Here is a 25,539-nt window from a genome sequence, read left to right on the forward strand (position 1 = left end):
ATCATCCTAGAATCTTGTTTCGGTGGTTTTTTCTATAATGAAAGCAGGAATAAGCATTTTGAAAACAGAAAGCATAGTTAACATTACTTAGCAGAAGCCTGCTCCTTCTGCTAAGTAATGTTAAGCCTCCGGCGGATGCCACGATTTTTCAAAGGAAATTTTTCGAGCAGTAAGATCAAAGACTAAAAACGCCACATCCTGTGGCAACGTCTTTATGACCCACTTCCTGTGGGCCTAAAAATCGGGCGCAAATACGCCAGGGCGTATTTGAATATAAGTTGACTTTTACCATAGACATAGTAGTGAAAAAGGAAGAGGGGGATTAATCATGGGAGAAACAAAACATCAGGGACCAATTAAATCTTCGAAAATGCCACAACCAAAGCACTGGGTCAGTCCGATTCCCTTTGGTTTAGGGAAGGTGAAGCCAAAGCATATTCGTGACACCATGAAAGTTGCTTGGGAAAACAAGGATAATATCGGATATGCAACGCGAATTTTAACGCAGGGTGTTTGTGACGGCTGTGCCCTTGGAGTTTCAGGTCTATATGATCAAACATTGAAGGGGCCACATATGTGTACTACTCGCCTCAATGTACTTCGTCTAAGTACGATGCCAGCGATAAACTCTGAGATTCTGCACGCGGACATTGATGAATTGCGCAAGTATAATAGTACAGAACTACGAAAGCTTGGAAGAATTCCGTATCCGATGATTCGTAGAAAAGGAGAAAGAAAGTTTTCTAGAATCTCCTGGGATGAAGCCATGGATATGATTGCTAATAAGATGAAAAAGCTAAATCCAAAGCAATATGCTTTTTATCTAACTTCTCGTGGGATTACAAATGAATCGTATTATGTAGCGGCAAAGGTTTCTCGTTTCTTAGGAACGAACCATATTGACAACGCTTCCCGGATTTGTCACTCCCCTAGTAAAACAGCAATGAAGCGTTCAGTAGGTGTTGGAGCTTCGACAGCGAATTACCAGGATTGGATTGGTACAGATGTGTTAGTATTCTGGGGAAGTGTGGCATCAAACAGTTCACCAGTTTCAACAAAATACATGCTTGAAGCGAAAAAGCGCGGCACAAAGATCATCGTCATTAACCCGCATAGAGAACCGGCAATGGATAAATATTGGATTCCGTCAAATATGGAATCTGCACTATTTGGAACGAAGGTTGCGGATGATTTCTATCAAGTAAGCATCGGTGGAGATATCGCCTTTATGTTTGGAATTATGAAGCATTGGTTTGACATGGAAGAAAAGCAACAAGGTTCTGCAATCAACCACAAGTTCGTGAAAGAACATGTGAATGGATATGAAGAGCTAAAAGCACATGCGAAGGCGCAAAACTGGGATGAAATAGAGAAATCATCTGGTGTGTCAAAGGAACGAATTATTGAGTTGGCAGAGCTACTCGCGAAGAGTAAAAATGTGGTGTACACATGGGCTATGGGCTTAACGATGCATTCATTTGCGACCGATAATATTTCACAGGTATCCAATCTTGCCCTTCTTCGTGGCCATTTAGGACGTAAATACAACGGATTAATGCCATTCCGTGGTCACTCATCTGTACAAGGGTCAGGTGAAATGGGAGCAGACCCATTTGTTCTGCCTGGTGGTGAATTTGATGAAAAAAATATTGAGCGCCTTGAGAAGGTTTGGGGTTTTGAGATTGAAAAATGGCAAGGGGATATTGTCGGAGTCACACTAGAAAATATCGTGCTTCCAGACGACCATGAGCGAAAAGTAAAGCTCTATTATATGTCAGGAGGAAATTTCCTAGAAACAATGCCAGACCCTGATTTTGTTGAAAAAGCATTGTCTAACCTTGATATTCGCGTCCATCAGGATATCATTTTAAACACGTCAACACTTGTGGATGCGAAGGAAGCCGTAATTGTGTTACCTGCAAAAACACGTTATGAACAAGAAGGTGGAGGAACTTCGACGTCTACAGAGCGTATGGTGTATTTTTCACCTGAAATTGATGGAAATAAAAATGAAATTAAAGAAGCCCGTGCAGAGTGGAAAATCTATGTTGACCTCGCTAAGCGGATTAAGCCTGAAACAGCCCATTTAATTGATTTTAAGAGTGGCCAGGAAATTCGTGATGAAATTGCAATTGCAAATCCAAACTACAATGGAATTCAACATCTCAAGAAAAAAGGGGATGTGTTCCAATGGGGTGGAGCATGGCTTTGTGAAGGCGGAATTTGTCCGACTCCGGATGGAAGAGGCAACTTAATTCCAGTTGAAATTCCTGACTTCGGTAAAAAAGAAGAGCAATTCGTGTTAACGACTAGACGAGGAAAGCAATTTAACTCGATGGTCTATAATGAAGTTGATCCATTTAACGGAGCAGGTCGCTATGATGTGCTAATCAATCCCCAGGATGCCAAGGAACTTAGTGTGGTAGAGGGGGATGCTATCGTTGTCCACAATGGCTTCGGTGTGTTCCAAGGAAAAGCAAAATTTGCAGATATCGCGAGAAAAAACCTTGGCGTGTTCTTCCCAGAGGGGAATTTCTTATTGCCAAAAGGTCGCTACGAAAAATTTGCAGGCATCCCTGATTACAATATCGCTGTATATGTTGAAAAAGCAGAACGTTTTAATGCTCGAAAAGACACACAATACCAAGAAAAAGAAATTGAGGATGACTTAGACATTAATCCTCCAGCATAAATCATTTGCCCCCAAACTTAAATTTGGGGGCATTTTTATGGGCAAAACTTGGGAAGATAAAAAAAGGTCTGATACACAGAGGTGTTACATTTGTTTTCGTTTCGTGGAGATGCTCATAAAATCTATCTAAAGCTAAAGAGTAATGCGCGCAAGGATCGATCCTTTAAGCATGTAAAGGAAATGGAGGAAGTGCGTAAAATTCAGCGCTTTTACCAAGGGATTGACTCGCCAACCTTAAAAATCATTTATTACCGGATGTTAAAGGAACAAAATGGTTCTGGCATTATTCCTATTTTAATCACGGCCATCCCATGGTTTTTGTTTCTTTTTTCAAATCAATTACAAAAATTTCTGTTTGGAAGGGGCTATCTATATTTAATTCTCTTCACCATCCTTTATTTTTTTCTGCTTTTTTTCACTGTGATTCTACATTTTCGTGAAAAAGCGTGGGCATCATTCCATTTAGAAATAATTTGCGATATTTTAGAGGAACGAAAAGAAGCCGGGAAATAAGTTCCCGACTTCTTTTCAATACAGAACAAGAATGATGGTTAAGGTTAACAGTCCCATCATTATTGATGAAATCAACCCTACAAATAATGGGCGCAAACCAACGGATTTAATCTTTTTAAAATCTGTACCAAGTCCAACACTTGCCATGACCATAAGGATTAAGAATTTCGCTACTCCATCGGTTACACTCGTAAGTGAAGTTGGAAGCGAGAAAATCGTATTGACTGCAACGGCTCCTGCAAAAAATAAAATAAAGGATGGAAATACCTTCATTAATTTAACTTTGTTTTTTGCAATCCCTTTTGATTTCATTGAAATAAAGATTGATAGAATCAAAGTTACAGGAACAAGCATGAGTGTTCGAATTAATTTAATTACGACGGATGTATCCCCGGCGGCACTGCTATAGCTGTAGCCTGCAGCGACTACTGATGAAGTATCATGAATCGCGACCCCTGCCCACATTCCAAAAATGTGGTCTGGCATTGAAAAAAGCTGTCCTAAAAGAGGATAGAATAATACCGCCAACACATTAAAAGCAAAGATGGTATTAATCGCATAAGCCGTTTCTTCCTCTTTTGCACGAACAATCGGGCTTGAAGTCACGATGGCGGTTGCCCCACAAATTGCCGTTCCAAGTGAAACAAGAATGGGAATATTTCCATCTAGCTTAAACAGCTTGGCCAAAATAAACGTAAATAGAATTCCGGCTAAAACCGCGACGATTACTAAAAGGATTGCCTCATACCCGAGCTGAAAGATGCTGGCATAACTTAGACCGAAACCGAGAAGAACAATTGCTGTTTTCAATAAGGTTTTTAACGTATAGGAGATACCTTCCGTGTAGACAGCAGGAATCCTTAAAAAGTTTCGGACAAGGATGCCGATGATAATCGCAATTACAGCCCCACCGATTAATGGGAAGTCATTCCCTAAAGAGTTAGCCAACAGGCCAATAATAAAAACAAGCGCCACACCAGGCAGCTTATTTCGAAATGAAAGTGAATGATTGAATAGTAAAGATTTTTTTTCATACGTTTCCGATACTGGTAGATTAACGTTACTCACGTGTTTCATCCTCAACATAGTTTTCTATTTTTATCTTACCACAGGATGGCAACCCTTCACACCTTTATCTTCTTCCTTTATACTTGATATAAGAACGCCACGTCTCGCGTGGCAACGTCTTTGTGACCCACAACGTGTCGGCCTAAAAAAAGAGGAAGTGATTTCTCACTTCCAAACACGAACAGATAAAGAATAAGGAGCTAACACCACACTTTATAGTATGCACGAAGCAGAAAGGACATGTGGGGTAGTACACTACGTCAAACGCACATTTTTATCAAATTAAGCAAAATAAATAATAAAGGTGTTTTTTATGATTGAACAAGCAAAGCAAGTTTTACAGTCTTATTTCGGTTACCCGTCTTTCAGACCAGGACAAGAATCCATAATCGAAAACATTTTACAGGGAAACGATACACTCGCAATTATGCCGACCGGGGGCGGAAAGTCCTTATGCTATCAAATCCCAGCACTTATTTTTGAGGGGATAACAATTGTCATTTCCCCATTAATTTCATTAATGAAGGACCAGGTTGATACTTTGTTCAGTGTCGGTATTTCAGCAACCTATATTAATAGTAGTATTTCAATGCAAGAAATTCAGGAAAGACTGCAGGATGCACGAGCAGGCCGTTATAAAATTATTTATATTGCTCCTGAACGACTCGAATCCCCGGGGTTTCGATCCCTTTTATCTTCCATACCCATTTCAATGATTGCTGTTGATGAAGCGCATTGTATTTCGCAATGGGGACATGATTTCAGGCCAAGCTACCGAAATATCCATTATATGATTGGGGAACTGCCATCAAAGCCAGTTGTCGCAGCATTAACTGCAACCGCAACAGTTGAGGTAAAAGAAGATATTTGCAGCCAGCTTAAGATTGACCCTTACGCTGTATTTATTACAGGGTTCGCAAGAGATAATTTAACTTTCAATGTCTTAAAAGGGGAAAACAAGCGCGATTTTGTGAAAAGCTTTTTAGTCGAAAATAAAAATCAGTCGGGAATTGTTTATGCAGCAACTCGTCGGGAGGTTAACGAACTTCATTCATTTTTAGAAAAAGAAGGCTTTTTAGTAGGAAAGTATCATGCCGGCCTTTCGGATGAAGAGAGAAAACAGGCACAGGAAGATTTCCTATTCGACACTGTGAATGTAATGATTGCAACGAATGCATTTGGAATGGGAATCGATAAAAGTAATGTAAGATATGTGATTCACTATAATTTACCGAAGAATATTGAGGCCTACTACCAAGAAGCGGGACGAGCAGGTAGGGACGGGGAAAAAAGTGATTGTTATCTATTATTTGCTTCACAGGATATCCAACTCCAAAAATTCCTAATCGAGCAATCGACAACGGATGAAGGGAAAAAAGAGCAAGAATATCACAAGCTCCAGCAGATGATAGACTACTGTCACACTGAAAATTGCTTGCAAAGCTACATCCTAGAATACTTTGGAGAGAAAGATAGTGAAGAATGTGGTCGTTGTTTCAACTGTAAAGATGACCGTGAAAAAATTGATATAACAACAGAGGCACTCATGGTGTTTTCTTGTATTAAGAGGATGAAGGAGCGCTTTGGAAAGACCTTAGTTGCTCAGGTGTTAAAGGGATCAAGGAATAAAAAAATCCAAGAGTTTAGATTTACGTCCTTATCCACATATGGTTTATTAAAGCAGTATTCGGAAAAACAAATCGTCGGCTTAATCGATTTTTTAGCTGCAGAGGGGTATGTCAAATTGACCAACTCTCAATATCCAGTGCTGATTCTTGACGCAAAAGCATTACCTGTTCTTAAAGGAGAAGTCAAAATTTATAAGAAGGAACAGGTGAAGAAAAAACAGGTTGTTACGGACAATACGTTATTTGAAATCCTTCGTGAGGTACGAAAGGAAATATCCACACGTGATGGAGTGCCTCCATATATCGTCTTTTCAGATAGTACTTTACGAGAAATGAGTGAAGTGGCTCCGACAGATGAAAAAGGTTTGCTCGAAATCAAAGGAGTGGCCCAGACGAAACTAGAACGGTACGGAGAGGATTTTTTAACAGCGATTCGAAGCTATGTGGAGGAAAAAAGTGCGGTTGTAGAATAGCAAGTTTAAGGCACCACATTTTGTTGTGGTGCCTTAGCTTATGCGTTAAAAAGTTCTTCTATTGCTAGATTACGTTTTTGTTGTTCTTCTTCAGATGCTAAATCATACTTTTTTAAGAGGTGAAATAATTCGTTTAGTGTGAGTTGGGTGCGTTCTGTTTCTAAAAAACGTACCGCGTTGTTGTAAAGTTCATTCGGGAGAAAGCCTTCTTGGCTTTGAAGCTTTTTAATCACATCACCTTTAGAGTGATCGATATTACATGTAGACATTTGGTTACCTCCATTTCATGATCCTGCCTTTAATTTTAGCATGTTTAGAGGAGTATGAATATGGTCTTGGAAGCAAGGACTGTATATAATCCACTTTACTGTAGGTCTTAAGGTGATGTCGGGCAGGAAACCGTGTTACCATTTTGGTAGTTGGATGAAAGTAGAAGAAGGTGAACCTATAAGCCAAGTTATCATGTTCGTACTTGGATAAATTCAGAAGATGCCTGACCTAAAACCAAGTTATCATGCTTGTACTTGGATAAATTTAGGAGGTGGCGACCTGCAAACCAGGTTATCATGTTCGCACTTGGATATAAATCAAGAGACTCCGAACCTGTAAAGCAAGTTACCCTGTTCAAACTTTCCTAAAACGAAGGAATAGCAATCCCTAACAACCACCGAAATACTATCCAACGAACACTCAAAACGCTCCAAGTGAAATCCCACACTACACATTTCATACTCATCTGATAAAATGGGAACAAGAAAGGGAGGGATGAGATGGCTTATTATATTTGGCTTTTCATAAATGCACTACTCGTGATTAGCACGTTTATTTACATATGGGTTTTTAGAACCCAAGACTCCCAGATTGTCACATTAGGGCAGCTTTTTGCTCAAATTGCAATTATTCTCTTTATCGTAAATGTAAATATGTATTTTATTTTTCTTGTCATCCGCAGGACAAAGGTACGAAAATTGAAAATCGCACTTGCCAAGATGTCACGTTATATGATGAAATCTCATATCAAGCTTGCTATCATAGGGACGATATTAATAGTGTTTCATGGGGGAATCATGCTAGTCAAACTCGGAGAAATCGTTGGATTTACAAATCCAAAGATCATAAGTGGAACTTTAGCTATTCTTTGTCTAGCAATGACCCTTTATGCCGGTTATCTACGTCATAAAAAATCCTCAGGGTTACGGAGGAAAATTCATTACACAACAGCTTTTATATTCACGTTTCTATTCTTGATACACATATTCCTTCCTCTTTAACCAAACAAAAAGACCGCCCACATTTCCGTTCTGGTTAGTCCCGCAACGTTGCGAAGTTGGAAGTAGTGGACGGTCTTAGCAATAGTATATGTTTTAGGGTCGAAATATTATGCGCTTTTTATAGTAGAAATGATGCTATTTTTAATGTCATTCCAAAGTGTTTCGTCTGTTGTGATGCGTTCCGTAAACGATTTGATAAACGCCTTAAATGCAGCATCATATTCAGGAGACTCTTTATCAGGAACATTTGCCTTTAGCTCATCCGCAATCGCTTGAGCCTCCGGTGCTCTTGGTCCCCATTTACCAACCTCTTCAAAGTCTTTGTTTACGAAAATAATGATTGGAATGGAACGCGCCTTTCCATTTGTAAGGTATTGATCCATTAACTCTAAATTTTCATCGCGAATTAAATAACGTGTTTCCAACAATGCCTCATCCGCGATTCTCATTAGAATAGGAAGATTGACCATTGCATCTCCACACCAATCAGCTGCTAAAATGATTGCTTTTAATTCTTTTTCCTGAAGTGTCTGAAGTAATTCCTTATCAGACTCGTCTAAACGAAACTGATTATATACTTTTAAGAGATTTTCTTTATGAACTTCCATGCTGTTAATGTAGTCGTATTGATTCATTCCTTTTTCAAACCATGGTTTTAAGTCTGCCATTATGTATTCCTCCTCAAAATTGGTTTCCTGCATCTACTATAATTGAAAAAGGAAAATCGTACCACAAAGATGCTTAAGAAAAATCATGAACGGTTTCATAAAATTCATACGCATCCTGAGTTGGAAATCTTGGTATAATCGGGTCTTCTTCAACTAGAACATCCGTTAATACATTGTAGTCCCCATGGGCTGATGGCATTTCTGTTTGCTTCCATTTCCAACATGCACCTGAAAAAGCTATTTGATTTCCATTAAGAAGTCTAATTTCATGGAGAACCCCATTTAATTCGACAAAGCCGATTCCATTATTTGCTGCGAGTTTTTTGATTAATTCCTGCTTTGAAATATTCATTTTCAATCCCCCAATAATTGATAGTTTTGCCTAAGAGCATACAATTAAGCTATCCAAGAATTGTTAGTTGAACAGTTCATATTTGGTCGAAAAACGTGACAAAATAGAGTAGCCAAGGAGAAAAGTGAAAGCGACTCGCCCAGAAACGAGGAATTGGCCGCCTAAGAGCGAATCCTGTAGCAAGTCGGCATTAGCATTTCCTGTGCGTCGGGGACTCCGACTAAGAGGCGCTTTTTGCCTCTTTTCGAGGAGTTGAAAATTCTCGAGTTTCTAGTCGCTTAATCTAGACAGGTATTCATCCTTTGGTGATTAAGCATGAGGAGTTGAATGCTCACGTGAGATGGCAAAGGTCACTAATGGGTTTACTTAAGGATCGAAAAGACAAGAAGATTGCATTAGCCATTGATACTTCGACTAATCAAGTGCGATCTATTTTGATAAACAATATCATAAAATTCTTTGGTGAAATGGTTCCAGAGGCACAGCTTGTCCAAGCCGATTTTAAAATAAGAAGCATCACACCCATACAAAATCCTGCTATCAAATATTATACTCATGGAAAGTCCTCCTATACGGAAGTGCTTGAGTGGGCAGATGAAGAGGAGATTGACACCTTGTTTTATATAACAGATGTCACAGGCTATTTTTACGATGAGTTGAATGTTCAAGCTGAAGTGTTTTGGCTCGTTCCAGATGATTATGTACCGAAAGTACCGTTTGGAAAAGCAATAAAAGTTGCATAACATGGATGGAAGCGTCTAGAATCAAGTGATTCTGGGCGTTTTTTCTTTGTGATCGTTGTTTATTTTAATTCTGCAATATTTTTTACTTGACGAAATAGTATAATCTGGATTATATTTTAGTACATTGACATATAAAAGGGGGAAAATCATATTAGTTTACTTGGTATTGTAAATATCGTATTAATGGTCTTATTATTATTATTATTAGTTTATATGCAAAAAAAGCATGTCTCATTTTCAAAACGAGTATTTGCAGCACTTGGGCTAGGGATTGTTTTCGGTCTCGTTCTTCAGCTCATCTATGGATCTGATTCAGAAGTTATTTCCGAGTCGATTAGTTGGTATAATATCGTAGGTAATGGGTATGTGAAGTTTTTACAAATGATTGTTATGCCACTTGTTTTCATTTCAATCGTATCTGCATTTACGAAAATGAAACTAGCAAATAATATCGGTAAAATTAGTTTCTTAATCTTAGGGATTTTAGTAGGGACAACTGCTATTTCAGCGCTTGTTGGGATTGGTACAACTGTTGCATTTGATTTAGAAGCAATCCAAATTGAAGCTGGAGATGCAGAAACAGCTAGAGGAGCTGCGATAGAAGAACGGTATGCAGGTATTCAAGATAAAACGTTCCCAGAACAGATTGTTGATTTATTGCCAGCAAACCCATTCTTAGACTTTACAGGTGCTCGATCAACTTCAACAATTGCAGTTGTTATTTTTGCAGCGTTTATCGGAATGGCTTATCTTGGAGTTCGTCGTAAAGACTCAGAGAATGCGGAAATGTTTGCGAAAATTATTGATGCGCTGTACGCAGTAATCATGCGCGTTGTAACGCTGATTTTACGCTTAACACCATATGGAGTTCTTGCGATTATGACACGCGTAACAGCTACTAGTGATTATGGTGCTATTTATAAGCTTGGAAAATTTGTGGTCGCATCCTATGTTGCGTTGTTAATTGTGTTTGCGCTCCATTTATTGTTGCTATCATTGGCTGGTTTAAATCCAATCACCTATTTGAAAAAGGCATTTCCTGTTTTAACATTTGCCTTCACATCACGTTCAAGTGCTGGGACGTTACCACTTAACATCAAGGCACAGACAAATGATTTAGGTGTTTCAGAAGGAATTGCAAACTTTGCAGGTTCATTTGGACTCTCGATTGGACAAAACGGATGTGCAGGTGTATACCCAGCTATGCTTGCTGTAATGATTGCTCCAACCGTTGGGATAAATCCATTGGATCCATCATTTATTTTAACCGTAACCGTAATTGTTGCCATTAGCTCATTTGGTGTTGCTGGTGTTGGTGGAGGAGCAACATTTGCTGCTATCCTTGTATTATCAGCACTCGATTTACCTGTTGCATTAGCAGGATTACTAATTTCTGTAGAGCCTTTAATTGACATGGGCCGTACAGCCCTTAACGTAAGTGGCAGTATGACTGCAGGTGTGCTCACAAGTAGAATCACGAACGAACTTGATACTGAAACATACTCAAACCCATCTCAACAACTGGGTGCATAATATATGAAAAAATAAGACCCGAACACATAGGGTCTTATTTTTATTTTTATGCTAAAATTTAATAAAAAACAAGGTTTGGAGTTGATGTGTTGGATATACGTTTTGACCATGTTGTTCATTATGTAAAAGACCCCCACGAAACAATGGCAGCCTTTCAGTTGCTGGGTTTTCCTACCGTATTGGGTGGAAACCATGAAATATGGGGGACCTACAATACATTATGCTATCTTAAGAACCTAGCCTATATTGAATGGATTGGAATTAACAATTTAGACGTCACAAAGGAAGGAAGTCATCCGTTTAGTCGCCATCTATACGTGGATTATCAGCTAGGAGAGGGGCTTTCTCAAATTGCGTTTCGAACATCTTCTATTAAAAATATACAAAAGCATTTATCTGAAAAAGAAATTGAAACTCTTGGACCATTTCCAGGATCACGAAAGCGACCTGATGGTACTTTGCTTGAATGGTCGATGCTCTTTATCCGGCATACACACCCAATGCCATTTTTTATTCAATGGGGTGAAGAGGATGAGGTAAGGGAAAAAGACCTTATTTCAAAAGGGATTTATGTCCCAGGTACTAAAGCTATTTCATACATAGGCTACTCGGTAAAGGATCCCGAAATAACAGGAAAGCTTTGGGCCAATTTATTCAACGGAACTGTCCACAACTCAACTTTTCCTGGGACCAAACAAAACGTAGTGAAGGTACATTTTGACTCTATTGATGTCTATTTTAGCAGGGGGAATCATCTAAGAGGGGAACGTCCATCCATCGTCGGCATTGAACCAGGCTTGGGAAAGAAAATTACCTTACACGGTGCAAATTATCGTTTGTGAAAAAGAACCAACCGTAACTAAACGGTTGGTTCTTTTCTTGGGCGTGAATCATTTTTCACTTTTCATAATTTTATTGCCGCGGTAGATTTGATAATCTTAAACAACGAAAGCCCTACCTCTCTTTCGTCCTTTCGGCTCCGAAGCCGGTCCAGTGTGAATAAGTCTTTCTCAAATGTAAAAGATAAAACGAAATTACTTTATCTATCTATATAAAAATTATGTTTAAAGTTTTAAGGGAGCAAATTATTACTATACAGCAAATTATAATTATTGTCAAATTGTTACGGGGTGCTTGTCGTGTTTAAAGAAGTTTTTAAAAAGCGAGTGTTGCTCATCTATTTTTTGGCAAGCCTTTTTTGGATTACGTTTTCTGAATATGTCATCGATACATTTTCATCTGAGTACAATACTTATTTTCAGATTGGTAAAGGGCTTATGTTTGTCATCTTTACGACTGTTCTCATCCATCTTATCATCAAAAAGCATGATGCTTATATTAAGGCATTAGAAGAGCAAAATGAACTGACGACACTCATTAATGCGATGCCTGATTTCGTCTGTTTTAAAGATGGTGAAGGCAGGTGGATTCGAGTAAATCGGTATGCAAACGAACTTTACAACCTTCATTCGGATATTTATAAAAATAAAACCGATTTAGAACTTGCGAAGATGTATCCGGAGTTTGAGGAATATTTGATTCGGAATGTCCAATTAGATGAAGAAACATGGGAAAAGGGTATAGAAACTCGAAATGAGCAAACCATCATGATTCCAAGTGGAGAACAGAAAACCTTTGATGTGATACGAGTGCCCTTATTTGAAGAAGAAACAAGAACGGGACTGGTTACGATTGGAAGGGATATATCAAACCTAAAGGCTGCTGAAGGGCTTGCCCTTAGAAGGGAGAAACTCTCTGTCGTTGGTGAATTGGCCGCTGGAATTGCTCATGAAATACGAAATCCGCTTACAACAATTAAAGGCTTTGTCCAATTACAAAAGGAAAAAAGTGAGTCAACCTCACAAATTTCAGATATTATCCTTTCTGAACTTGATCGAATTAACCAAATTGTCAGTGAGCTACTCGTCTTCTCAAAGCCACAAAGTAAAATTCTAAAAGAATTTAAAGTCAGTGAACTAATTGACTATGTCATTAAACTTACCTCACATGAAGCAATCCTTAATAATGTCGAGGTTATAGTTGAAGACCACGCTGCCGAAACGATTCTTTATGGGGACAAAAATGAACTTATTCAAGTATTCGTCAATGTTATTAAAAATTCAATTGATGCAATGCCTGATGGCGGAAAAACAAGAATTCGTACGAAGGTCGCGGACGACAAAATTAAAATTGAAGTAATTGACAATGGAGTCGGAATTCCGAAAGAAAGACTTCAAAAAATAGGCGAGCCATTTTTCACATTAAAAGAAAAAGGAATGGGACTTGGTCTTACGATGAGTAATAAGATTATCCAAGATCATAAAGGGACATTTAAAATGATGAGTAAGGTCGGGTTAGGAACGAAAGTAATCATCACTTTACCGGTCCGTCATCAAAAAAAGGAGAGTTATTAACTCTCCTTTTTTTCGTTCGGCAAAACAGTAGAAGAATTATGTTGGAATATACCCATATTTTTGATAAATTTAAATTATTAAAGAATTACTAATTTTAGTAAAAATGGGAGGCAATTATGTCTGCAAAAGAGAATGTTTTAAAAGTCAAAGAGAATATTGGGAAAGTTATCATCGGAAAGGATGATGTTATTGAGCTAGTACTAAATTCTCTTATTAATAAAGGTCATATTTTACTAGAAAGTGTTCCTGGTACAGGAAAAACCATGCTTGCAAAGAGTTTTGCGAAATCAATTAGTGGAAATTTTAAACGCATTCAATTTACACCAGATGTGTTACCAAGTGATATTACGGGAATTCAATTTTTTAATCCGAAGGAGCAGGAATTCCAGCTTCGTCCAGGTCCGGTTATGACCAATATCCTATTAGCGGATGAAATTAACCGTGCGACCCCAAGGACACAATCAAGTTTACTAGAGGTAATGGAGGAACGGCAGGTAACAATTGATGGAGAAACGTTAAAACTTCCTTCACCATTTGTGGTCATTGCAACGCAAAACCCAATCGAATCACAACAGGGAACTTTCCCACTTCCAGAGGCACAAATGGACCGTTTTTTTGTACAAATTGATCTTGGCTACCCAAGCTTTGAAGAAGAAAAGCAAATTATGAGAACGTATCGACAAAACAACCCGATTGAAGAAATTTTAGAAGTACTTACAAAAGAAGAAATTCAAAAAATGCAAGCAGAAGTTGGTCAAGTAAGACTTTCTGAGGAAGTTGAGGATTATCTATTACGAATTGTTCATGCTACTAGAAAGCATGCAGATGTTGAAGTTGGAGTGAGCCCAAGGGGGACGCTAGCACTAATGAGGGCTGCCCAAGGTAAGGCGTATCTAGAAGGACGTATGTTTGTAACGCCAGAGGATATTAAGTTTATGGCACCATATGTGATTTCACATCGCCTTGTGCTAACAATGGAGGGTTCATTGAAGAAGACGAATCGACAAATTGTACAAGAGCTGCTCTCATCCGTATCTGTCCCGGTTGAAGCTGGAGCTGTGAAATAATGAATTGGGAGCGGCAAATATCGACTGGAAACGAAATGTCGTATATGATCTTTCTTTCTTCAGCATTTATAGTAGTTGGGATACTTTCACAGGTATTTTTGCTTGTATTTGTAGGGGTACTATTTCTTTTATTTGTCTTTCTAAACAAATACTATTTAAAACATGTTGGAAATAAAATCATCGTCTCAGTTGATAAGGAAACGGTTAAGCTCTTTAAAGGTGAAGAAAGTGATTTTTCGCTTACTTTACGACAAGATGGGCTACTACCCATCTTTAATGGTCAAATAAGAATGACTATTGATCATGTAGTTGGTTTTATGAATGAAAGAAAAGTATTAGAAACGGAACAGATTGAACTAACTCTACCGCTTACTCTTTTCGGAAGACAAGCCTCTACGACAAGGCTGCCATTTGAAGGGAAGCAAAGGGGAGTTGCAAAAATCCGTACACTCGAGTTAAGAATTCCACATTTATTTGGATTTGGTGAGGCTTATCTTCATTATACGAAACCGATTAGCTATGAGACGATTATTTATTCTTCACCTGAAACGGTAGGAGGAATTGAAAAAATCATTCCAAAATATCAAGGGGACTACCCAATCCGGACTTCATTTTTTGAAGATATGACAGCAATTGTCGGGACAAGGGGGTATGTACCGACTGATCCTTTTAACCGGGTTCATTGGAAGGCGAGTGCGCGTACCAATCAATTAGAAACGAAGCTTTTTGATAAAACTGCTCAGTTTTCATGGACGATCCTCATAAATGTTCGGGAACGAAAACTGGAGCAATATTTAAGTGGGTTAACGTATTTATTAGAATCAGCAACCGTAAAAAATATTCCCTTCGAGGTTTTTGTAAATGTGAGAAGAGCGGGTAGAACGCCATTCATCCATTTACCACTTGGAACGGGGAAGGAGCATTTAGCGAAGGCACTCGAATTGATTGCGAGGCTAAGTAAGCATAGTGTTACGATTCCATTTCATTACATGATCCATACAATTGAAAGACAACAGCAGCTTTCACCTTATATGATTGTGGTAGGTGAAATTGAAGAAAATGAACAATTGATCGTAAGGAGCTTTGCAAGAAAGGGCATCGATTGTTTTAAGGTGGTTGAAAATGAGGATGCGATTTATTTGGATAAAGCTTCTTTTTCGATGAAGAGGGGGGATTCCCATGCGATTTAGTCAATCTTTACTTAAGTCGTACCAGTACGTAATGGAAGTCATCCTTTTATATATTTTGTTCATGTTGTTATATATTCACACAGAGCAGCTGCCGCCAATTCTCCCATATCTGTTTATTACAGGTGTCGGGGCAATTGTGATCGCGTTCTTGTTATCGCTAATGAAATCAAACACACCGTATGTGTTTATTATGTTAGTTGTACCGCTACTTGCCCTTGTAAGCAGTGAAATCGGCTTGTCATTTGGACAGAGCCTCGTTATTGCAGCAATTGTTTGTTACCGAATAATTGTTCATTTTCATAAAAATCCGAAGCTCACTGAAGCAATGATTTTGAATGGAAGTTTACTTTTTGGTGGGTTAACGTATTTTGCAGCAAAAGTTCAAGGGTATATCCATAGTGATCTTGTGTTGTATTTACTTGTAACAGGGTTGATTTTCTTCATGATTGGCAAGATCTTAAATAGTGTAAGTCTGAGTTCACTAGTCATGAAAAATGTGGCCAGCAAAAACAACTCATGGTCTGTTGTAGGTTTATTTGGTGGGCTGTTTGTAGGTGCAATCGGTGTGGCAGTTATTTTTCCGATACTTTTTGTGAAGGGATTATCCTTTGTATCATCGATAATAGGAACTGGCCTTTATTGGGTTTCAAAGCCACTTTTTAATGCCGTTGAAGATATCGATTCGTTCAGAGGTTCTCGTGGAGAAAGTGTAGGAACCTTGAACTGGGAGGAAACCGAAAAGGTAAATCTGTTTTTCGGGATGACCGGAGACTCTAATTTTTGGTTCTATCTTTCTATTTTAGGACTTATCATACTAGCAATAATCATCTTTCTCTTAGCCAAAAAGAGATTTGTGAAAGAGCCTGCGGTAGTTGGGGATATCTATCAATATGCTACTGTCACTGAAGAGATTACCACACCTGCTGCAAAATGGAAAAGACCCAAAAGACAAACGCCACACTCAAAAGTTAGAAGGCTTATCCTCGAATTAGAGGTCCTTTCTGCACAGCACGGTTTAGGTCGCTACCATTTTGAAAGTGTAACAGAATGGCTAAGTCGCAACCATTTTCTCGATTATCATCTCGTTGAACTCTATGAAAGGGTTAGATATGGGGATGAAGAATTAAGCCCTGATGAAAACGTTGCATGTGAGGAAATGGTGAAGCAAATAAAAGTGAAAATAAAAAGCTTAAAAAAGCAGACATAAAAGAGGAGCCTGGAAAACAGGTTCCTCTTCATTTTTTATCAAACTAATTGTTTACTATTTTCTTTTAATATCAATTCAACTGCCTCAGCAACAGATTCAACGATGTAATTCGCTTCCTTTTTCACATCATCATGTGCTGTCGACATTGCAAAGCTAAATGGAGTTAATCGGAACATAGGGATATCATTAAAAGAGTCTCCTATGCACGCAACTTCTTCCGATTTTATTGCTAAATCGTCAAGGAGTTTTTTGACAGCATTACCTTTACTGATTTTCTTTGGCATGATATCTAATACGTGTTTTTCAGAAATGTATAGATCAATCTCATTTTTATATGCATTTGAAAGCTTTCCGTGAATATCGATAATATCATTTTCAAAGCCAATCAACGTAATCTTTGATGGTTTGACCTCGTTAAATTTCGTGCTGATTTCTGGATCTATGATGATTGGATGGAACATTCTTTTTTGAATATCTTCCACATATTCATTGTTTTCATGTGTGTAATTGGTGTCATAGTTGCAAACAATCGTTACGAATTTTGGGTCTAATACGTTTTTATATATAAGTTCTGCTACTTCGGTTGTAAAGGTCCGAGAAAAAATAGACTTTTCATCAATGGTCGATGCAAAAGCTCCATTCTGGCTAATTCGATGAAAATTTTGGCCGATTGATTTTAATACCTCTTTAATTTCACTATCCATTCTACCCGTTGCAATACTGATTTGAAGTCCTTCCTGTAAAGCATGTTTTAAGGCTTTCGCATCATCGTGTTTAACTGTATTATCTTCCTGTAATAGTGTTCCATCTAAATCACTAATAATCATCTTGATCAATGAATACACCTCCAATTTTAGTATATATGTATAATACATTATTTGACTATTATACATGATTATCGTTAAGGACAGTTATCATTAACATTTTGATGTTGTAAATAATAATACATTTAAATAATAAAATTTGTAAATGAAAAAGATTCTCAATTTTCATATCGTTCGGATTTTAGGGCTATTTGTTGAAAAATGTCTAATCTCTATGCTATAATTTGATTTGTTAGCGATTAGATTGTAAAGTCAAGAGCTTCATAGATAATTTATTTGTTCAATTTACATATATTTCGCATTTACGTGTTACTGATTTGATCAGGCATGAGTAAAGAAAAAGTAAAAGCTATGAGGAAAGGTATAGTATCCTCTCCGTAGTGTTTTATTCTCTTTCTCGTGCCTTTTATTTTTGCGATTTAGGTATGTGCATGTAACTCTTCTTTACATATCTATCTAAAACGAACAAATACTACATGTAATCATTTTCATTAAAATAATTGAAAAGGGGAAATAAACATGGCAGAAAAAACATTTAAAGTTACAAGTGAGTCAGGAATTCATGCGCGTCCAGCGACTGTATTAGTTCAGGCTGCTAGCAAATTTAATTCAGATATTCAACTAGAATATAACGGGAAATCTGTTAACCTTAAATCAATCATGGGTGTTATGTCGCTTGGAATTGGAGAAGGTGCTGAAGTGAAAATCGTGGCTCAAGGCTCTGACGAAACAGAAGCGATCGCAAATCTATCAGAAATTATGGCTAATGAAGGACTTGGTGAATAATGTCTAATATAATAAAAGGTATTGCTGCTTCTGCGGGTATTGCAATTGCAAAAAGCTATCGCTTAGAGCATCCTGATTTAACGGTTGAAAAACAAACAATCAGTGATAAGGATGCAGAAATAAATCGCTTTGAGGATGCAATTAATCAGTCAAAAGATGAATTAGAAGCCATTAAAGATCGAGCAAATGAAGAACTTGGGGAAGACAAAGCAGCAATCTTTTCCGCTCATCTTCTTGTCCTAAGTGATCCAGAGCTTCTTAATCCGATTAAAGAAAAAATCAGTTCAGAAGGTGTAAATGCTGAGTTTGCGTTGCAGGAAGTTGCGAACATGTTCATTACAATGTTTGAAGGAATGGATAATGAATATATGGCAGAACGTGCTGCCGATATTCGGGACGTTACAAAGCGTGTCCTTTCTCATTTACTTGGAGTTACGATTTCAAATCCAAGTATGATTTCCGAAGAAGTCATCATTATCGCGGAAGACTTAACTCCTTCAGACACAGCTCAGTTAAATCGTAAATATGTAAAAGGCTTCACCACTGATATCGGTGGCCGTACCTCGCACTCGGCAATCATGGCAAGATCGATGGAAATTCCGGCTGTTGTTGGTACAAAGGCTGTTACCTCAAATATTCAAAATGGGGTGATGGTAATTGTTGACGGACTGGATGGCGATGTCATTGTTGATCCTTCTGAAGAGGTGTTAGCACAGTACCGTCAGAAGAAAGAACAATATGAAGCCCAAAAAGCTGAGTGGGCTAAATTGAAAAATGAAAAAACCGTGACAAGTGACGGAGAGCATGTTGAGCTTGCTGCAAATATCGGAACTCCAGAAGATGTGAAGGGTGTTCTTGAAAATGGCGGAGAAGCAATCGGACTATACCGAACAGAATTCTTATACATGGGTCGCGACCAGCTTCCTACAGAAGATGAACAGTTTGAGGCCTATAAGACTGTACTTGAAAAAATGGAAGGCAAGCCAGTTGTCGTTCGTACACTAGACATTGGAGGAGATAAAGAGCTTCCATATTTAAACCTACCGAAGGAACTAAATCCGTTCCTTGGCTTTAGAGCAATCCGTCTTTGCTTAGAGGAACAGGATATTTTCCGTACGCAACTTCGTGCTTTACTTCGTGCAAGCACATTTGGAAACTTAAAGATTATGTTCCCGATGATTGCTACACTTGATGAGTTTAGACAAGCAAAAGCGATTTTACTAGAAGAAAAAGAACAGCTTGTTGCAAATGGTACTGCTGTTTCTGATTCCATTGAAATTGGAATCATGGTGGAAATCCCATCAACTGCTGTATTAGCGGACCAGTTTGCAAAAGAAGTCGACTTCTTTAGTATTGGAACAAATGATTTAATTCAATATACAATGGCTGCAGACCGTATGAATGAGCGCGTGTCTTATCTATACCAGCCATATTCACCTTCCATTCTTCGCCTTGTTTCAATGGTTATTGATGCAGCACATAAAGAAGGCAAGTGGGCAGGAATGTGTGGAGAAATGGCCGGTGACACGATTGCGATTCCAATTCTTCTTGGACTTGGACTTGACGAATTCAGTATGAGTGCGACGTCTATTTTACCGGCACGTACTCAAATTAAAAAGCTTTCTAAATCAGAGATCGCTAGCAATAAAGAAAAGATTCTATCGATGAGCACAACTGAAGAAGTTGTAGAGTTTGTAAAAGCTAACTACATGAACTAATAGAAAAACGAGTCCGACTTTAAAAGTTAGACTCGTTTTTTGAATGGATTTTTCCATTCCATTAATAATCCATAATTACAGGATTCTTCATCCTCAAGATAATTTTCAATCAACTGGACAGGTGTACGGCCACAGCGGAGGAGAAAGGTAATCACCGGGTCCTTCAGTTCACCCGCGATGACTTTTTCAATATAGAGTTGAGCACTCATATCTGCCGCGAACTTTGAGTAACCGGATATTCGTCCTCCACCTAATAATCGCTCTAAATTTAAATGTACGACAACCTCATACATTGATTGCATCAACCATTTTCCTAGCCCATATTTTCTAAATGAAGGGCTGATGCAAATATCCACAATATATAATGTGTTTCCGTTTGGAGTATGATTTCGGATATATCCGTTATCTGTGATTTCCTCCCAGGTATGCTCCGGATGACTCGGGTCAAAATGAACAATTAATCCAGTCATGGACCCACAAACTTTTCCATCTATTTCAACACAAAGGGCACCTTCAGGAAAAACGCTCACATGATTATGTAATTGTTCCTTATTCCACCATAATTCAGAAGGGAATGGTGGGGGAAAGCTTTCTCTTTGAACTTGGATTAATGCATCAAAATCAGTTTCATCATAATTTCGAATCACGCACTTTTTAGGTTTATGCTCATTAAACACAAAGATTTCTTTTCGAAACAAGCTACTCACCTCTCATCCACATTTTACGTTAGATTTAAGAGGTTGAAAAGAGAAACTATTCGCATTGTTGGTCATTTTCAAAAAACGCATCAACGACCTCTTCAAGTAATGATGGATTGGGCTGCTCTCCCTTAAAAGAAAAAGGTAATTCTTTAATAAATTCACCATCACGATAGACATGGATTGCTCCATTTTGATTAATTACACTATACTCTGTTTCAAACCGAAAGCCTTCGCGGTCAATTGCCCCCATAAAATTTCTCTCCTTCCTTCGTTCAATTCGTTCTTATTATTCCTTTTTGTTATGAAAAATGTACATACTTTTCTTTAAATACGCCAATTTAATGGTAAGGAGGTATGAACCATGCCAGATAATGATCACGATTATCATGATAGAGACCCTCATTTTGATGGAAGATATGAAGGGATAATAAATGCCGATATGGCAGGAGATAAAATAGGGATTAGGTCGGATGTGAACCCTGAATATATGGACCAATCGAAAAATCCTTATCATATCAAGCCTAAAGTGGATAAGGAAATGAAGAGGTTTCAGGATATGTTTGATGGAGAATAACGTGAAAAAGCCAACAACTGTTAAGTTGCTGGCTTTTCGTTGTTTACATGGTTATTGTGTCTAGCACAAGCACCTAGCCCCTCGAGGGCTCAAGCCGTCCCGTCTAGCCGGTTCGTCTTGTGCTTGTCGGACTTGCACAGGACAAGAAAGGCTACGGGAGCATATTCATCGCACGAAGAAAATGCATAGCATTTTCGAGGAAGTGCTGACGCCTACGCTTGCCACAGGACGTGGCAGCTTTTAGTAAGCGTTCAACTTCGAGGTACTTGTGCATTTGTTTTTTAGAACCAAGCAGCGCCCACGATGATTAGAAGGATAAATAATACAACAATCAACGCAAAGCCTCCGCGATACCCGAAGCCACCGTAACCGTAGCCTCCGTAACCAAAACCTCCACCGCATCCACAGTAACCCATCATACATCTCCCTTTCTTTTTTATATTTTATCTTTAAACTTACTTAAAGAATTAGTAACCTACATATGCAGAACCAACAATGATCAATAGAATGAACAATACAACAATTAAAGCAAAGCCTGCTCCGTATCCTCCGCCTTTTCCTCCACTCATCTAGAACACCTCCATATCTATTTGTTATATCCTATGGAATGTGCACAGATTTCGTAAGGTACAAATCCCCAATTTTCCTAGATTTTTTTCAGAGTCTTCACAGATTTTAAAATATGGTATGATAAAAATAAAAAACGAGGGAGAAAAAGAAATGATACATACAAACGTTTTAAATGAAAACACAGTAGTAGGCTTTATTGGAACAGGAGTCATGGGGAAAAGTATGGCAGGCCATATTCTTTCAAAAGGGTATAAGGTACTTGTTTATACACGTACACAGGAAAAAGCCGCAGACCTTGTTGCACAAGGTGCAATTTGGAAAAATTCTGCAAGAGCAGTGGCTGACGAAGCGAATGTCATCATCACGATGGTTGGATATCCACATGATGTAGAAGATATCTACCTAAGTGACAATGGGCTTTTGGCAAATGCAAAAGAAGGAACTTATTTTATAGATATGACAACCTCTACACCGTCTTTAGCGATTAAAATTTATCAATCAGCCAAACAACAGGGTATGTATTCAATAGATGCACCTGTTTCTGGTGGAGATGTTGGTGCAAAAGAAGCAAGATTAGCCATTATGGTTGGTGGCGATCACGAGGTATTTGAAGCCTGCAAGCCACTTCTTGAGCTCATGGGACAAAACATCGTATACCAAGGTCCGGCTGGTTCCGGCCAACATACTAAAATGTGCAATCAAATTGCAATTGCATCCAATATGATTGGTGTTGCCGAAGCAATGGTTTATGCGAAAAAAGCTGGCCTTAATCCTGAAACAGTCTTAAAAAGCATTTCAACAGGTGCGGCAGGAAGCTGGTCGTTAAGCAATCTTGCTCCACGAATGATTGCTGGTAATTTTGAACCTGGTTTCTTCATTAAACACTTTATTAAAGATATGGGAATCGCACTAGAAGAAGCAAAAGCAATGGGAATGGAAACACCAGGTCTTGAACTTGCAAAAAACATGTACGACGAACTAGCTGAAAAAGGCGAAGAAAACAGCGGTACTCAAGCGATTTATAAGCTTTTGGATTAACCACGCGGCATATTAAGTATAGAAATCCCCTTGGAGAAGAAAATAATGATGATAATCTCTAAGGGGGTGCACGCAGGATATGGCAAAACGTAATACAAAGAATGATCCGGAGCAAAAAAACAAAAAAGGCTTTGATTCGGCTGTAACGGATACTGAATTTGGCAAAGAGTTTGGAAGTGCTGCAGCTAACAAAGCACATAAGAAAAAAGCCAAAAAAGAAAAAGCCTCTAAAAACGATGGTAAATACGAAGGCGGACTTTAATTAACCAAACTTACTAAATTCGACAAGCGCAAGTACTTGTCGAATTTTTTGCACTCACCTTGTACCTAAAAAACGGTAAAATCCTAGTCATTCCATGGTCTGGATTTTTATTTTATGACAAGCGCATAAAAATAGTGGGAATTTTGCCGAATTTTCTTTATAATAACAATAAAACAGGTCTTTCTGCCTATGGATATGAATTAGCCCCTAAATTAATGTAATAGTATAGTAAAAAAATGGTTTTTAAAAAATACATCGAAATTCATATACAAGATTGGCCATTACTATCAAAACAAGCGATTAGTGGGAGGGGGGCAATATATGAAGACAGGAAATCAACAAAGTGCTACCGAACAAGCAGCAGCCGAAGCATCAACTGTTAATCTCGTATTAACGGTGACAAAAAATGGTCAAATTCTTTATATTTCTAGTAACTGTAAAGACATTTTAGGCTACGCCAAAGACATGCTGATTGGAACTTCGATAAAAAATATCATACATAAAGATGACCGTTTCATGCTGGAAAGTTATTTTTTTAATAAACAACAACAAGCTGCATGCGCACTAAGACTGTTGAAAACAAATCATGATATCATCTGGTTTGAAACAATTGTTGAGCCTATCTATTACCCTAAGTCTTGCGAATATGAAGAAATACTATTAAAAATGAACCTGTTAGTGGAGCCCGCAAATAACCGCATGTCTGAGGAGAACAGTCCTAATTCTATATTGTCGTCGCTTATTCCGGATGAGTCCCTCTCATATACTAGGTTAGTAGATGCTCCGATTTTAATAGATGAAGCTCCATTTCCGATTGTCATTGCAAAGTTAGGTCAAATTGTTTATTTGAACAGGGAAGCAGCTTCCTTATTAGAAATACAACATCCGCATGAGGTAATCGGAACCGCTATTTATTCTTTTATAGACGAAGAATTCCACGAGGTAGTAGCTAAGCGAATCGAGCAACTCCAGAGTGGATTTCGTTTAGGCATTATCGAACAAAAATGGAAAAAACAAACCAACGAAAAAATCTATGTTGAAGTGAAGGAAGTCCCAATTTATATCCATGATGAGATATATGAGTATATTGTCTTGCATGATATTTCATCGCGTAAGTCATTCCACGATATCATCCATAGAAGTCGTGAGCGCTATCAACGAATTATCCAAAATTCAATTGATACCATCGCTGTCATTTATCAAAATAATTGGGTGTTTATCAATGACTCTGGGGTAAAAATGTTTGGGGCTAACAGCTATACAGAGATGTTAGGGAAAAATATATATACCTTTCTTCATCAAGAAAATCATGATCAAGTCAGAGACTTTATCGAAATTGTAAATTCCGAAAAGAAAGAAGTAAATTTCAGTAAACAATCGTGGTATACCTTCCAAGGAAATCAAATTTTTACAGAATTAATCGGAATACCGACAACCTATTTCGGAGAAGCGGCGGTTCAAGTCATTATTCGGGATATATCTGACCGAATAAAAGCAGAGGAATTAATGATTAAATCTGAAAAACTATCCATCGCGGGACAGCTTGCAGCAGGTATTGCTCATGAAATTAGAAACCCATTAACTGCTATCAAAGGGTTTTTACAATTGTTTAATGATGAATTCCAAGGGAAACAGAATTATTTTGACATTATTTTTTCTGAATTAAATCGAATTGAATTAATTTTAAGCGAGCTTTTGTTACTGGCAAAGCCTTCGGAAATTAAATTTAAAAATAAGGATATCCGGACCATTTTGCGAGATGTTGTGACATTACTTGAAACACAGGCAATCCTCCGAAATATTCAAATCAATATTGAATTTATGAATGAAGATTCGATAATTACCTGTGATGAAAATCAGATTAAGCAAGTTTTCATCAATCTTATCAAAAATTCTATAGATGCGATGGAAAATGGCGGTACGATTATCATTCGCACGATCGTTAGGAACGACTTTATTTATATTTTATTTATTGATGATGGTTGTGGAATTCCAAAATCCATCCTTGACCGAATCGGGGAGCCGTTTTATACAACGAAGGAAAAGGGAACGGGCCTTGGGCTAATGGTCAGCTATAATATTATCGAAAACCATAATGGAGAAATTAAGGTGGATAGCATGGAAAATGAAGGTACAACCTTCGAAATCAAGCTCCCACGCTTTAACGAGACGATGTAGCACATAGAGGCTACATCGTTTTTTATTTTTTCAACCTAGTTTGTATGTCCAGCTTCAGGCGCCATCGGC

At 38.1% G+C, this 25,539-nt stretch carries 25 protein-coding genes and 1 pseudogene; 17 read left to right on the top strand and 9 right to left on the bottom strand.

Annotated elements, in window-relative coordinates:
* Positions 1 to 328: 328 nt before the first annotated feature.
* Entirely contained in the window at positions 329 to 2,692 is a 2,364-nt protein-coding gene (locus V7112_RS00945; protein WP_335414051.1) for an FdhF/YdeP family oxidoreductase, read from the top strand.
* An 81-nt stretch (positions 2,693 to 2,773) separates the two neighbouring features.
* Entirely contained in the window at positions 2,774 to 3,205 is a 432-nt protein-coding gene (locus tag V7112_RS00950) for a hypothetical protein (protein WP_335414054.1), read from the top strand.
* Positions 3,206 to 3,220: 15 nt separating this feature from the next.
* On the opposite strand, the gene V7112_RS00955 is transcribed toward V7112_RS00950, so the two are convergent.
* Positions 3,221 to 4,273, bottom strand: coding sequence for a YeiH family protein (locus V7112_RS00955; RefSeq protein ID WP_335414057.1), 1,053 nt, complete (start codon positions 4,271 to 4,273; stop codon positions 3,221 to 3,223).
* A 313-nt stretch (positions 4,274 to 4,586) separates the two neighbouring features.
* On the opposite strand from V7112_RS00955, the gene recQ reads away from it, so the two are divergent.
* A complete protein-coding gene (gene recQ, locus V7112_RS00960) occupies positions 4,587 to 6,374 on the top strand; it encodes a DNA helicase RecQ (protein WP_335414061.1) in 1,788 nt (595 codons plus the stop codon).
* Positions 6,375 to 6,412: 38 nt separating this feature from the next.
* On the opposite strand, the gene V7112_RS00965 is transcribed toward recQ, so the two are convergent.
* Positions 6,413 to 6,643, bottom strand: coding sequence for a hypothetical protein (locus tag V7112_RS00965; protein WP_335414067.1), 231 nt, complete (start codon positions 6,641 to 6,643; stop codon positions 6,413 to 6,415).
* A gap of 501 nt (positions 6,644 to 7,144) precedes the next feature.
* Between V7112_RS00965 and V7112_RS00970 the strand changes: the two genes are divergently transcribed.
* Positions 7,145 to 7,645 carry a hypothetical protein gene (locus tag V7112_RS00970; RefSeq protein WP_335414070.1) on the top strand — a complete coding sequence of 167 codons (501 nt, stop codon included), beginning with the start codon at positions 7,145 to 7,147 and terminating at the stop codon, positions 7,643 to 7,645.
* A 107-nt stretch (positions 7,646 to 7,752) separates the two neighbouring features.
* Here V7112_RS00970 and V7112_RS00975 read toward each other — a convergent pair whose 3' ends face one another.
* Positions 7,753 to 8,313, bottom strand: a complete 561-nt coding sequence (locus V7112_RS00975) for a thioredoxin family protein (protein WP_335414072.1) — start codon at positions 8,311 to 8,313, stop codon at positions 7,753 to 7,755.
* A 73-nt stretch (positions 8,314 to 8,386) separates the two neighbouring features.
* Positions 8,387 to 8,665: a hypothetical protein gene (locus V7112_RS00980; RefSeq protein ID WP_335414075.1), complete on the bottom strand. Its 279-nt coding sequence runs from the start codon at positions 8,663 to 8,665 to the stop codon at positions 8,387 to 8,389.
* Between the two features lie 335 nt (positions 8,666 to 9,000).
* On the opposite strand from V7112_RS00980, the gene V7112_RS00985 reads away from it, so the two are divergent.
* From V7112_RS00985 to V7112_RS01015, 7 genes are all read left to right on the top strand, one after another.
* The gene (locus V7112_RS00985; protein WP_335414078.1) at positions 9,001 to 9,408 is read left to right on the top strand and encodes a VWA-like domain-containing protein; all 408 of its coding nucleotides are present in this window, start codon (positions 9,001 to 9,003) and stop codon (positions 9,406 to 9,408) included.
* 183 nt (positions 9,409 to 9,591) lie between these two features.
* A complete protein-coding gene (locus V7112_RS00990; RefSeq protein ID WP_335414081.1) occupies positions 9,592 to 10,941 on the top strand; it encodes an L-cystine transporter in 1,350 nt (449 codons plus the stop codon).
* Between the two features lie 89 nt (positions 10,942 to 11,030).
* Entirely contained in the window at positions 11,031 to 11,783 is a 753-nt protein-coding gene (locus V7112_RS00995) for a VOC family protein (RefSeq protein WP_335414083.1), read from the top strand.
* Between the two features lie 297 nt (positions 11,784 to 12,080).
* The gene (locus V7112_RS01000; RefSeq protein ID WP_335414085.1) at positions 12,081 to 13,355 is read left to right on the top strand and encodes an ATP-binding protein; all 1,275 of its coding nucleotides are present in this window, start codon (positions 12,081 to 12,083) and stop codon (positions 13,353 to 13,355) included.
* A 116-nt stretch (positions 13,356 to 13,471) separates the two neighbouring features.
* A complete protein-coding gene (locus V7112_RS01005; protein WP_335414087.1) occupies positions 13,472 to 14,422 on the top strand; it encodes an AAA family ATPase in 951 nt (316 codons plus the stop codon).
* On the top strand, positions 14,422 to 15,612 hold the full coding sequence (locus V7112_RS01010) for a DUF58 domain-containing protein (protein WP_335414090.1): 1,191 nt from the start codon (positions 14,422 to 14,424) through the stop codon (positions 15,610 to 15,612). Before V7112_RS01005 ends, V7112_RS01010 begins: the two co-directional genes overlap by 1 nt.
* Positions 15,602 to 16,819 (top strand): hypothetical protein, encoded by a 1,218-nt coding sequence (locus tag V7112_RS01015; RefSeq protein WP_335414093.1) that lies wholly within the window; start codon positions 15,602 to 15,604, stop codon positions 16,817 to 16,819. The genes V7112_RS01010 and V7112_RS01015 overlap by 11 nt, the downstream gene beginning before the upstream one ends.
* A 38-nt stretch (positions 16,820 to 16,857) precedes the next feature.
* Here the strand turns inward: V7112_RS01015 and V7112_RS01020 are convergent, their stop codons facing one another.
* Positions 16,858 to 17,646, bottom strand: a complete 789-nt coding sequence (locus V7112_RS01020; protein ID WP_335414828.1) for an HAD family hydrolase — start codon at positions 17,644 to 17,646, stop codon at positions 16,858 to 16,860.
* A gap of 516 nt (positions 17,647 to 18,162) precedes the next feature.
* Between V7112_RS01020 and V7112_RS01025 the strand changes: the two genes are divergently transcribed.
* Together V7112_RS01025 and ptsP are read left to right on the top strand one after the other, a co-directional pair.
* Positions 18,163 to 18,429, top strand: a complete 267-nt coding sequence (locus V7112_RS01025; RefSeq protein WP_335414096.1) for a phosphocarrier protein HPr — start codon at positions 18,163 to 18,165, stop codon at positions 18,427 to 18,429.
* A complete protein-coding gene (gene ptsP, locus V7112_RS01030) occupies positions 18,429 to 20,147 on the top strand; it encodes a phosphoenolpyruvate--protein phosphotransferase (RefSeq protein WP_335414098.1) in 1,719 nt (572 codons plus the stop codon). The genes V7112_RS01025 and ptsP overlap by 1 nt, the downstream gene beginning before the upstream one ends.
* A 26-nt stretch (positions 20,148 to 20,173) precedes the next feature.
* On the opposite strand, the gene V7112_RS01035 is transcribed toward ptsP, so the two are convergent.
* Positions 20,174 to 20,845 (bottom strand): GNAT family N-acetyltransferase, encoded by a 672-nt coding sequence (locus tag V7112_RS01035; RefSeq protein WP_335414101.1) that lies wholly within the window; start codon positions 20,843 to 20,845, stop codon positions 20,174 to 20,176.
* A gap of 55 nt (positions 20,846 to 20,900) precedes the next feature.
* Positions 20,901 to 21,098 carry a DUF5370 family protein gene (locus V7112_RS01040; RefSeq protein WP_335414104.1) on the bottom strand — a complete coding sequence of 66 codons (198 nt, stop codon included), beginning with the start codon at positions 21,096 to 21,098 and terminating at the stop codon, positions 20,901 to 20,903.
* 111 nt (positions 21,099 to 21,209) lie between these two features.
* Between V7112_RS01040 and V7112_RS01045 the strand changes: the two genes are divergently transcribed.
* Positions 21,210 to 21,422, top strand: a complete 213-nt coding sequence (locus tag V7112_RS01045; protein WP_335414108.1) for a hypothetical protein — start codon at positions 21,210 to 21,212, stop codon at positions 21,420 to 21,422.
* 281 nt (positions 21,423 to 21,703) lie between these two features.
* Here the strand turns inward: V7112_RS01045 and V7112_RS01050 are convergent.
* Positions 21,704 to 21,778 (bottom strand): annotated as a pseudogene (locus V7112_RS01050) (YjcZ family sporulation protein); the annotation flags it as partial.
* A gap of 111 nt (positions 21,779 to 21,889) precedes the next feature.
* Positions 21,890 to 21,991, bottom strand: coding sequence for a YjcZ family sporulation protein (locus V7112_RS01055; protein WP_335414110.1), 102 nt, complete (start codon positions 21,989 to 21,991; stop codon positions 21,890 to 21,892).
* Between the two features lie 151 nt (positions 21,992 to 22,142).
* Here V7112_RS01055 and V7112_RS01060 point away from each other — a divergent pair, with 151 nt between their 5' ends.
* The 3 genes from V7112_RS01060 to V7112_RS01070 all read left to right on the top strand — a co-directional run bounded on the left by V7112_RS01060 (position 22,143) and on the right by V7112_RS01070 (position 25,470).
* Positions 22,143 to 23,030 carry an NAD(P)-dependent oxidoreductase gene (locus tag V7112_RS01060; RefSeq protein ID WP_335414113.1) on the top strand — a complete coding sequence of 296 codons (888 nt, stop codon included), beginning with the start codon at positions 22,143 to 22,145 and terminating at the stop codon, positions 23,028 to 23,030.
* Positions 23,031 to 23,109: 79 nt separating this feature from the next.
* A complete protein-coding gene (locus tag V7112_RS01065; protein WP_335414116.1) occupies positions 23,110 to 23,292 on the top strand; it encodes a hypothetical protein in 183 nt (60 codons plus the stop codon).
* Positions 23,293 to 23,613: 321 nt separating this feature from the next.
* On the top strand, positions 23,614 to 25,470 hold the full coding sequence (locus V7112_RS01070; protein WP_335414119.1) for a PAS domain S-box protein: 1,857 nt from the start codon (positions 23,614 to 23,616) through the stop codon (positions 25,468 to 25,470).
* The last annotated feature ends 69 nt before the right edge of the window (positions 25,471 to 25,539 follow it).

The sequence above is a fragment of the Bacillus sp. JJ1566 genome (assembly GCF_036962685.1).
GTDB lineage: Bacteria > Bacillota > Bacilli > Bacillales > Bacillaceae_L > Ferdinandcohnia.

What these genes read in the sequence shown, in the direction of transcription:
- V7112_RS00945 (WP_335414051.1), top strand. Translation starts at nt 329, where the DNA reads ATGGGAGAAACAAAACATCAGGGACCAATTAAATCTTCGAAAATGCCA.
- recQ (WP_335414061.1), top strand. Translation starts at nt 4,587, where the DNA reads ATGATTGAACAAGCAAAGCAAGTTTTACAGTCTTATTTCGGTTACCCG.
- V7112_RS00965 (WP_335414067.1), bottom strand. Translation starts at nt 6,643, where the DNA reads ATGTCTACATGTAATATCGATCACTCTAAAGGTGATGTGATTAAAAAG.
- V7112_RS00970 (WP_335414070.1), top strand. Translation starts at nt 7,145, where the DNA reads ATGGCTTATTATATTTGGCTTTTCATAAATGCACTACTCGTGATTAGC.
- V7112_RS00975 (WP_335414072.1), bottom strand. Translation starts at nt 8,313, where the DNA reads ATGGCAGACTTAAAACCATGGTTTGAAAAAGGAATGAATCAATACGAC.
- V7112_RS00980 (WP_335414075.1), bottom strand. Translation starts at nt 8,665, where the DNA reads ATGAATATTTCAAAGCAGGAATTAATCAAAAAACTCGCAGCAAATAAT.
- V7112_RS00990 (WP_335414081.1), top strand. Translation starts at nt 9,592, where the DNA reads ATGGTCTTATTATTATTATTATTAGTTTATATGCAAAAAAAGCATGTC.
- V7112_RS01005 (WP_335414087.1), top strand. Translation starts at nt 13,472, where the DNA reads ATGTCTGCAAAAGAGAATGTTTTAAAAGTCAAAGAGAATATTGGGAAA.
- V7112_RS01010 (WP_335414090.1), top strand. Translation starts at nt 14,422, where the DNA reads ATGAATTGGGAGCGGCAAATATCGACTGGAAACGAAATGTCGTATATG.
- V7112_RS01015 (WP_335414093.1), top strand. Translation starts at nt 15,602, where the DNA reads ATGCGATTTAGTCAATCTTTACTTAAGTCGTACCAGTACGTAATGGAA.
- V7112_RS01020 (WP_335414828.1), bottom strand. Translation starts at nt 17,646, where the DNA reads ATGATTATTAGTGATTTAGATGGAACACTATTACAGGAAGATAATACA.
- V7112_RS01025 (WP_335414096.1), top strand. Translation starts at nt 18,163, where the DNA reads ATGGCAGAAAAAACATTTAAAGTTACAAGTGAGTCAGGAATTCATGCG.
- ptsP (WP_335414098.1), top strand. Translation starts at nt 18,429, where the DNA reads ATGTCTAATATAATAAAAGGTATTGCTGCTTCTGCGGGTATTGCAATT.
- V7112_RS01040 (WP_335414104.1), bottom strand. Translation starts at nt 21,098, where the DNA reads ATGGGGGCAATTGACCGCGAAGGCTTTCGGTTTGAAACAGAGTATAGT.
- V7112_RS01045 (WP_335414108.1), top strand. Translation starts at nt 21,210, where the DNA reads ATGCCAGATAATGATCACGATTATCATGATAGAGACCCTCATTTTGAT.
- V7112_RS01055 (WP_335414110.1), bottom strand. Translation starts at nt 21,991, where the DNA reads ATGAGTGGAGGAAAAGGCGGAGGATACGGAGCAGGCTTTGCTTTAATT.
- V7112_RS01060 (WP_335414113.1), top strand. Translation starts at nt 22,143, where the DNA reads ATGATACATACAAACGTTTTAAATGAAAACACAGTAGTAGGCTTTATT.
- V7112_RS01065 (WP_335414116.1), top strand. Translation starts at nt 23,110, where the DNA reads ATGGCAAAACGTAATACAAAGAATGATCCGGAGCAAAAAAACAAAAAA.
- V7112_RS01070 (WP_335414119.1), top strand. Translation starts at nt 23,614, where the DNA reads ATGAAGACAGGAAATCAACAAAGTGCTACCGAACAAGCAGCAGCCGAA.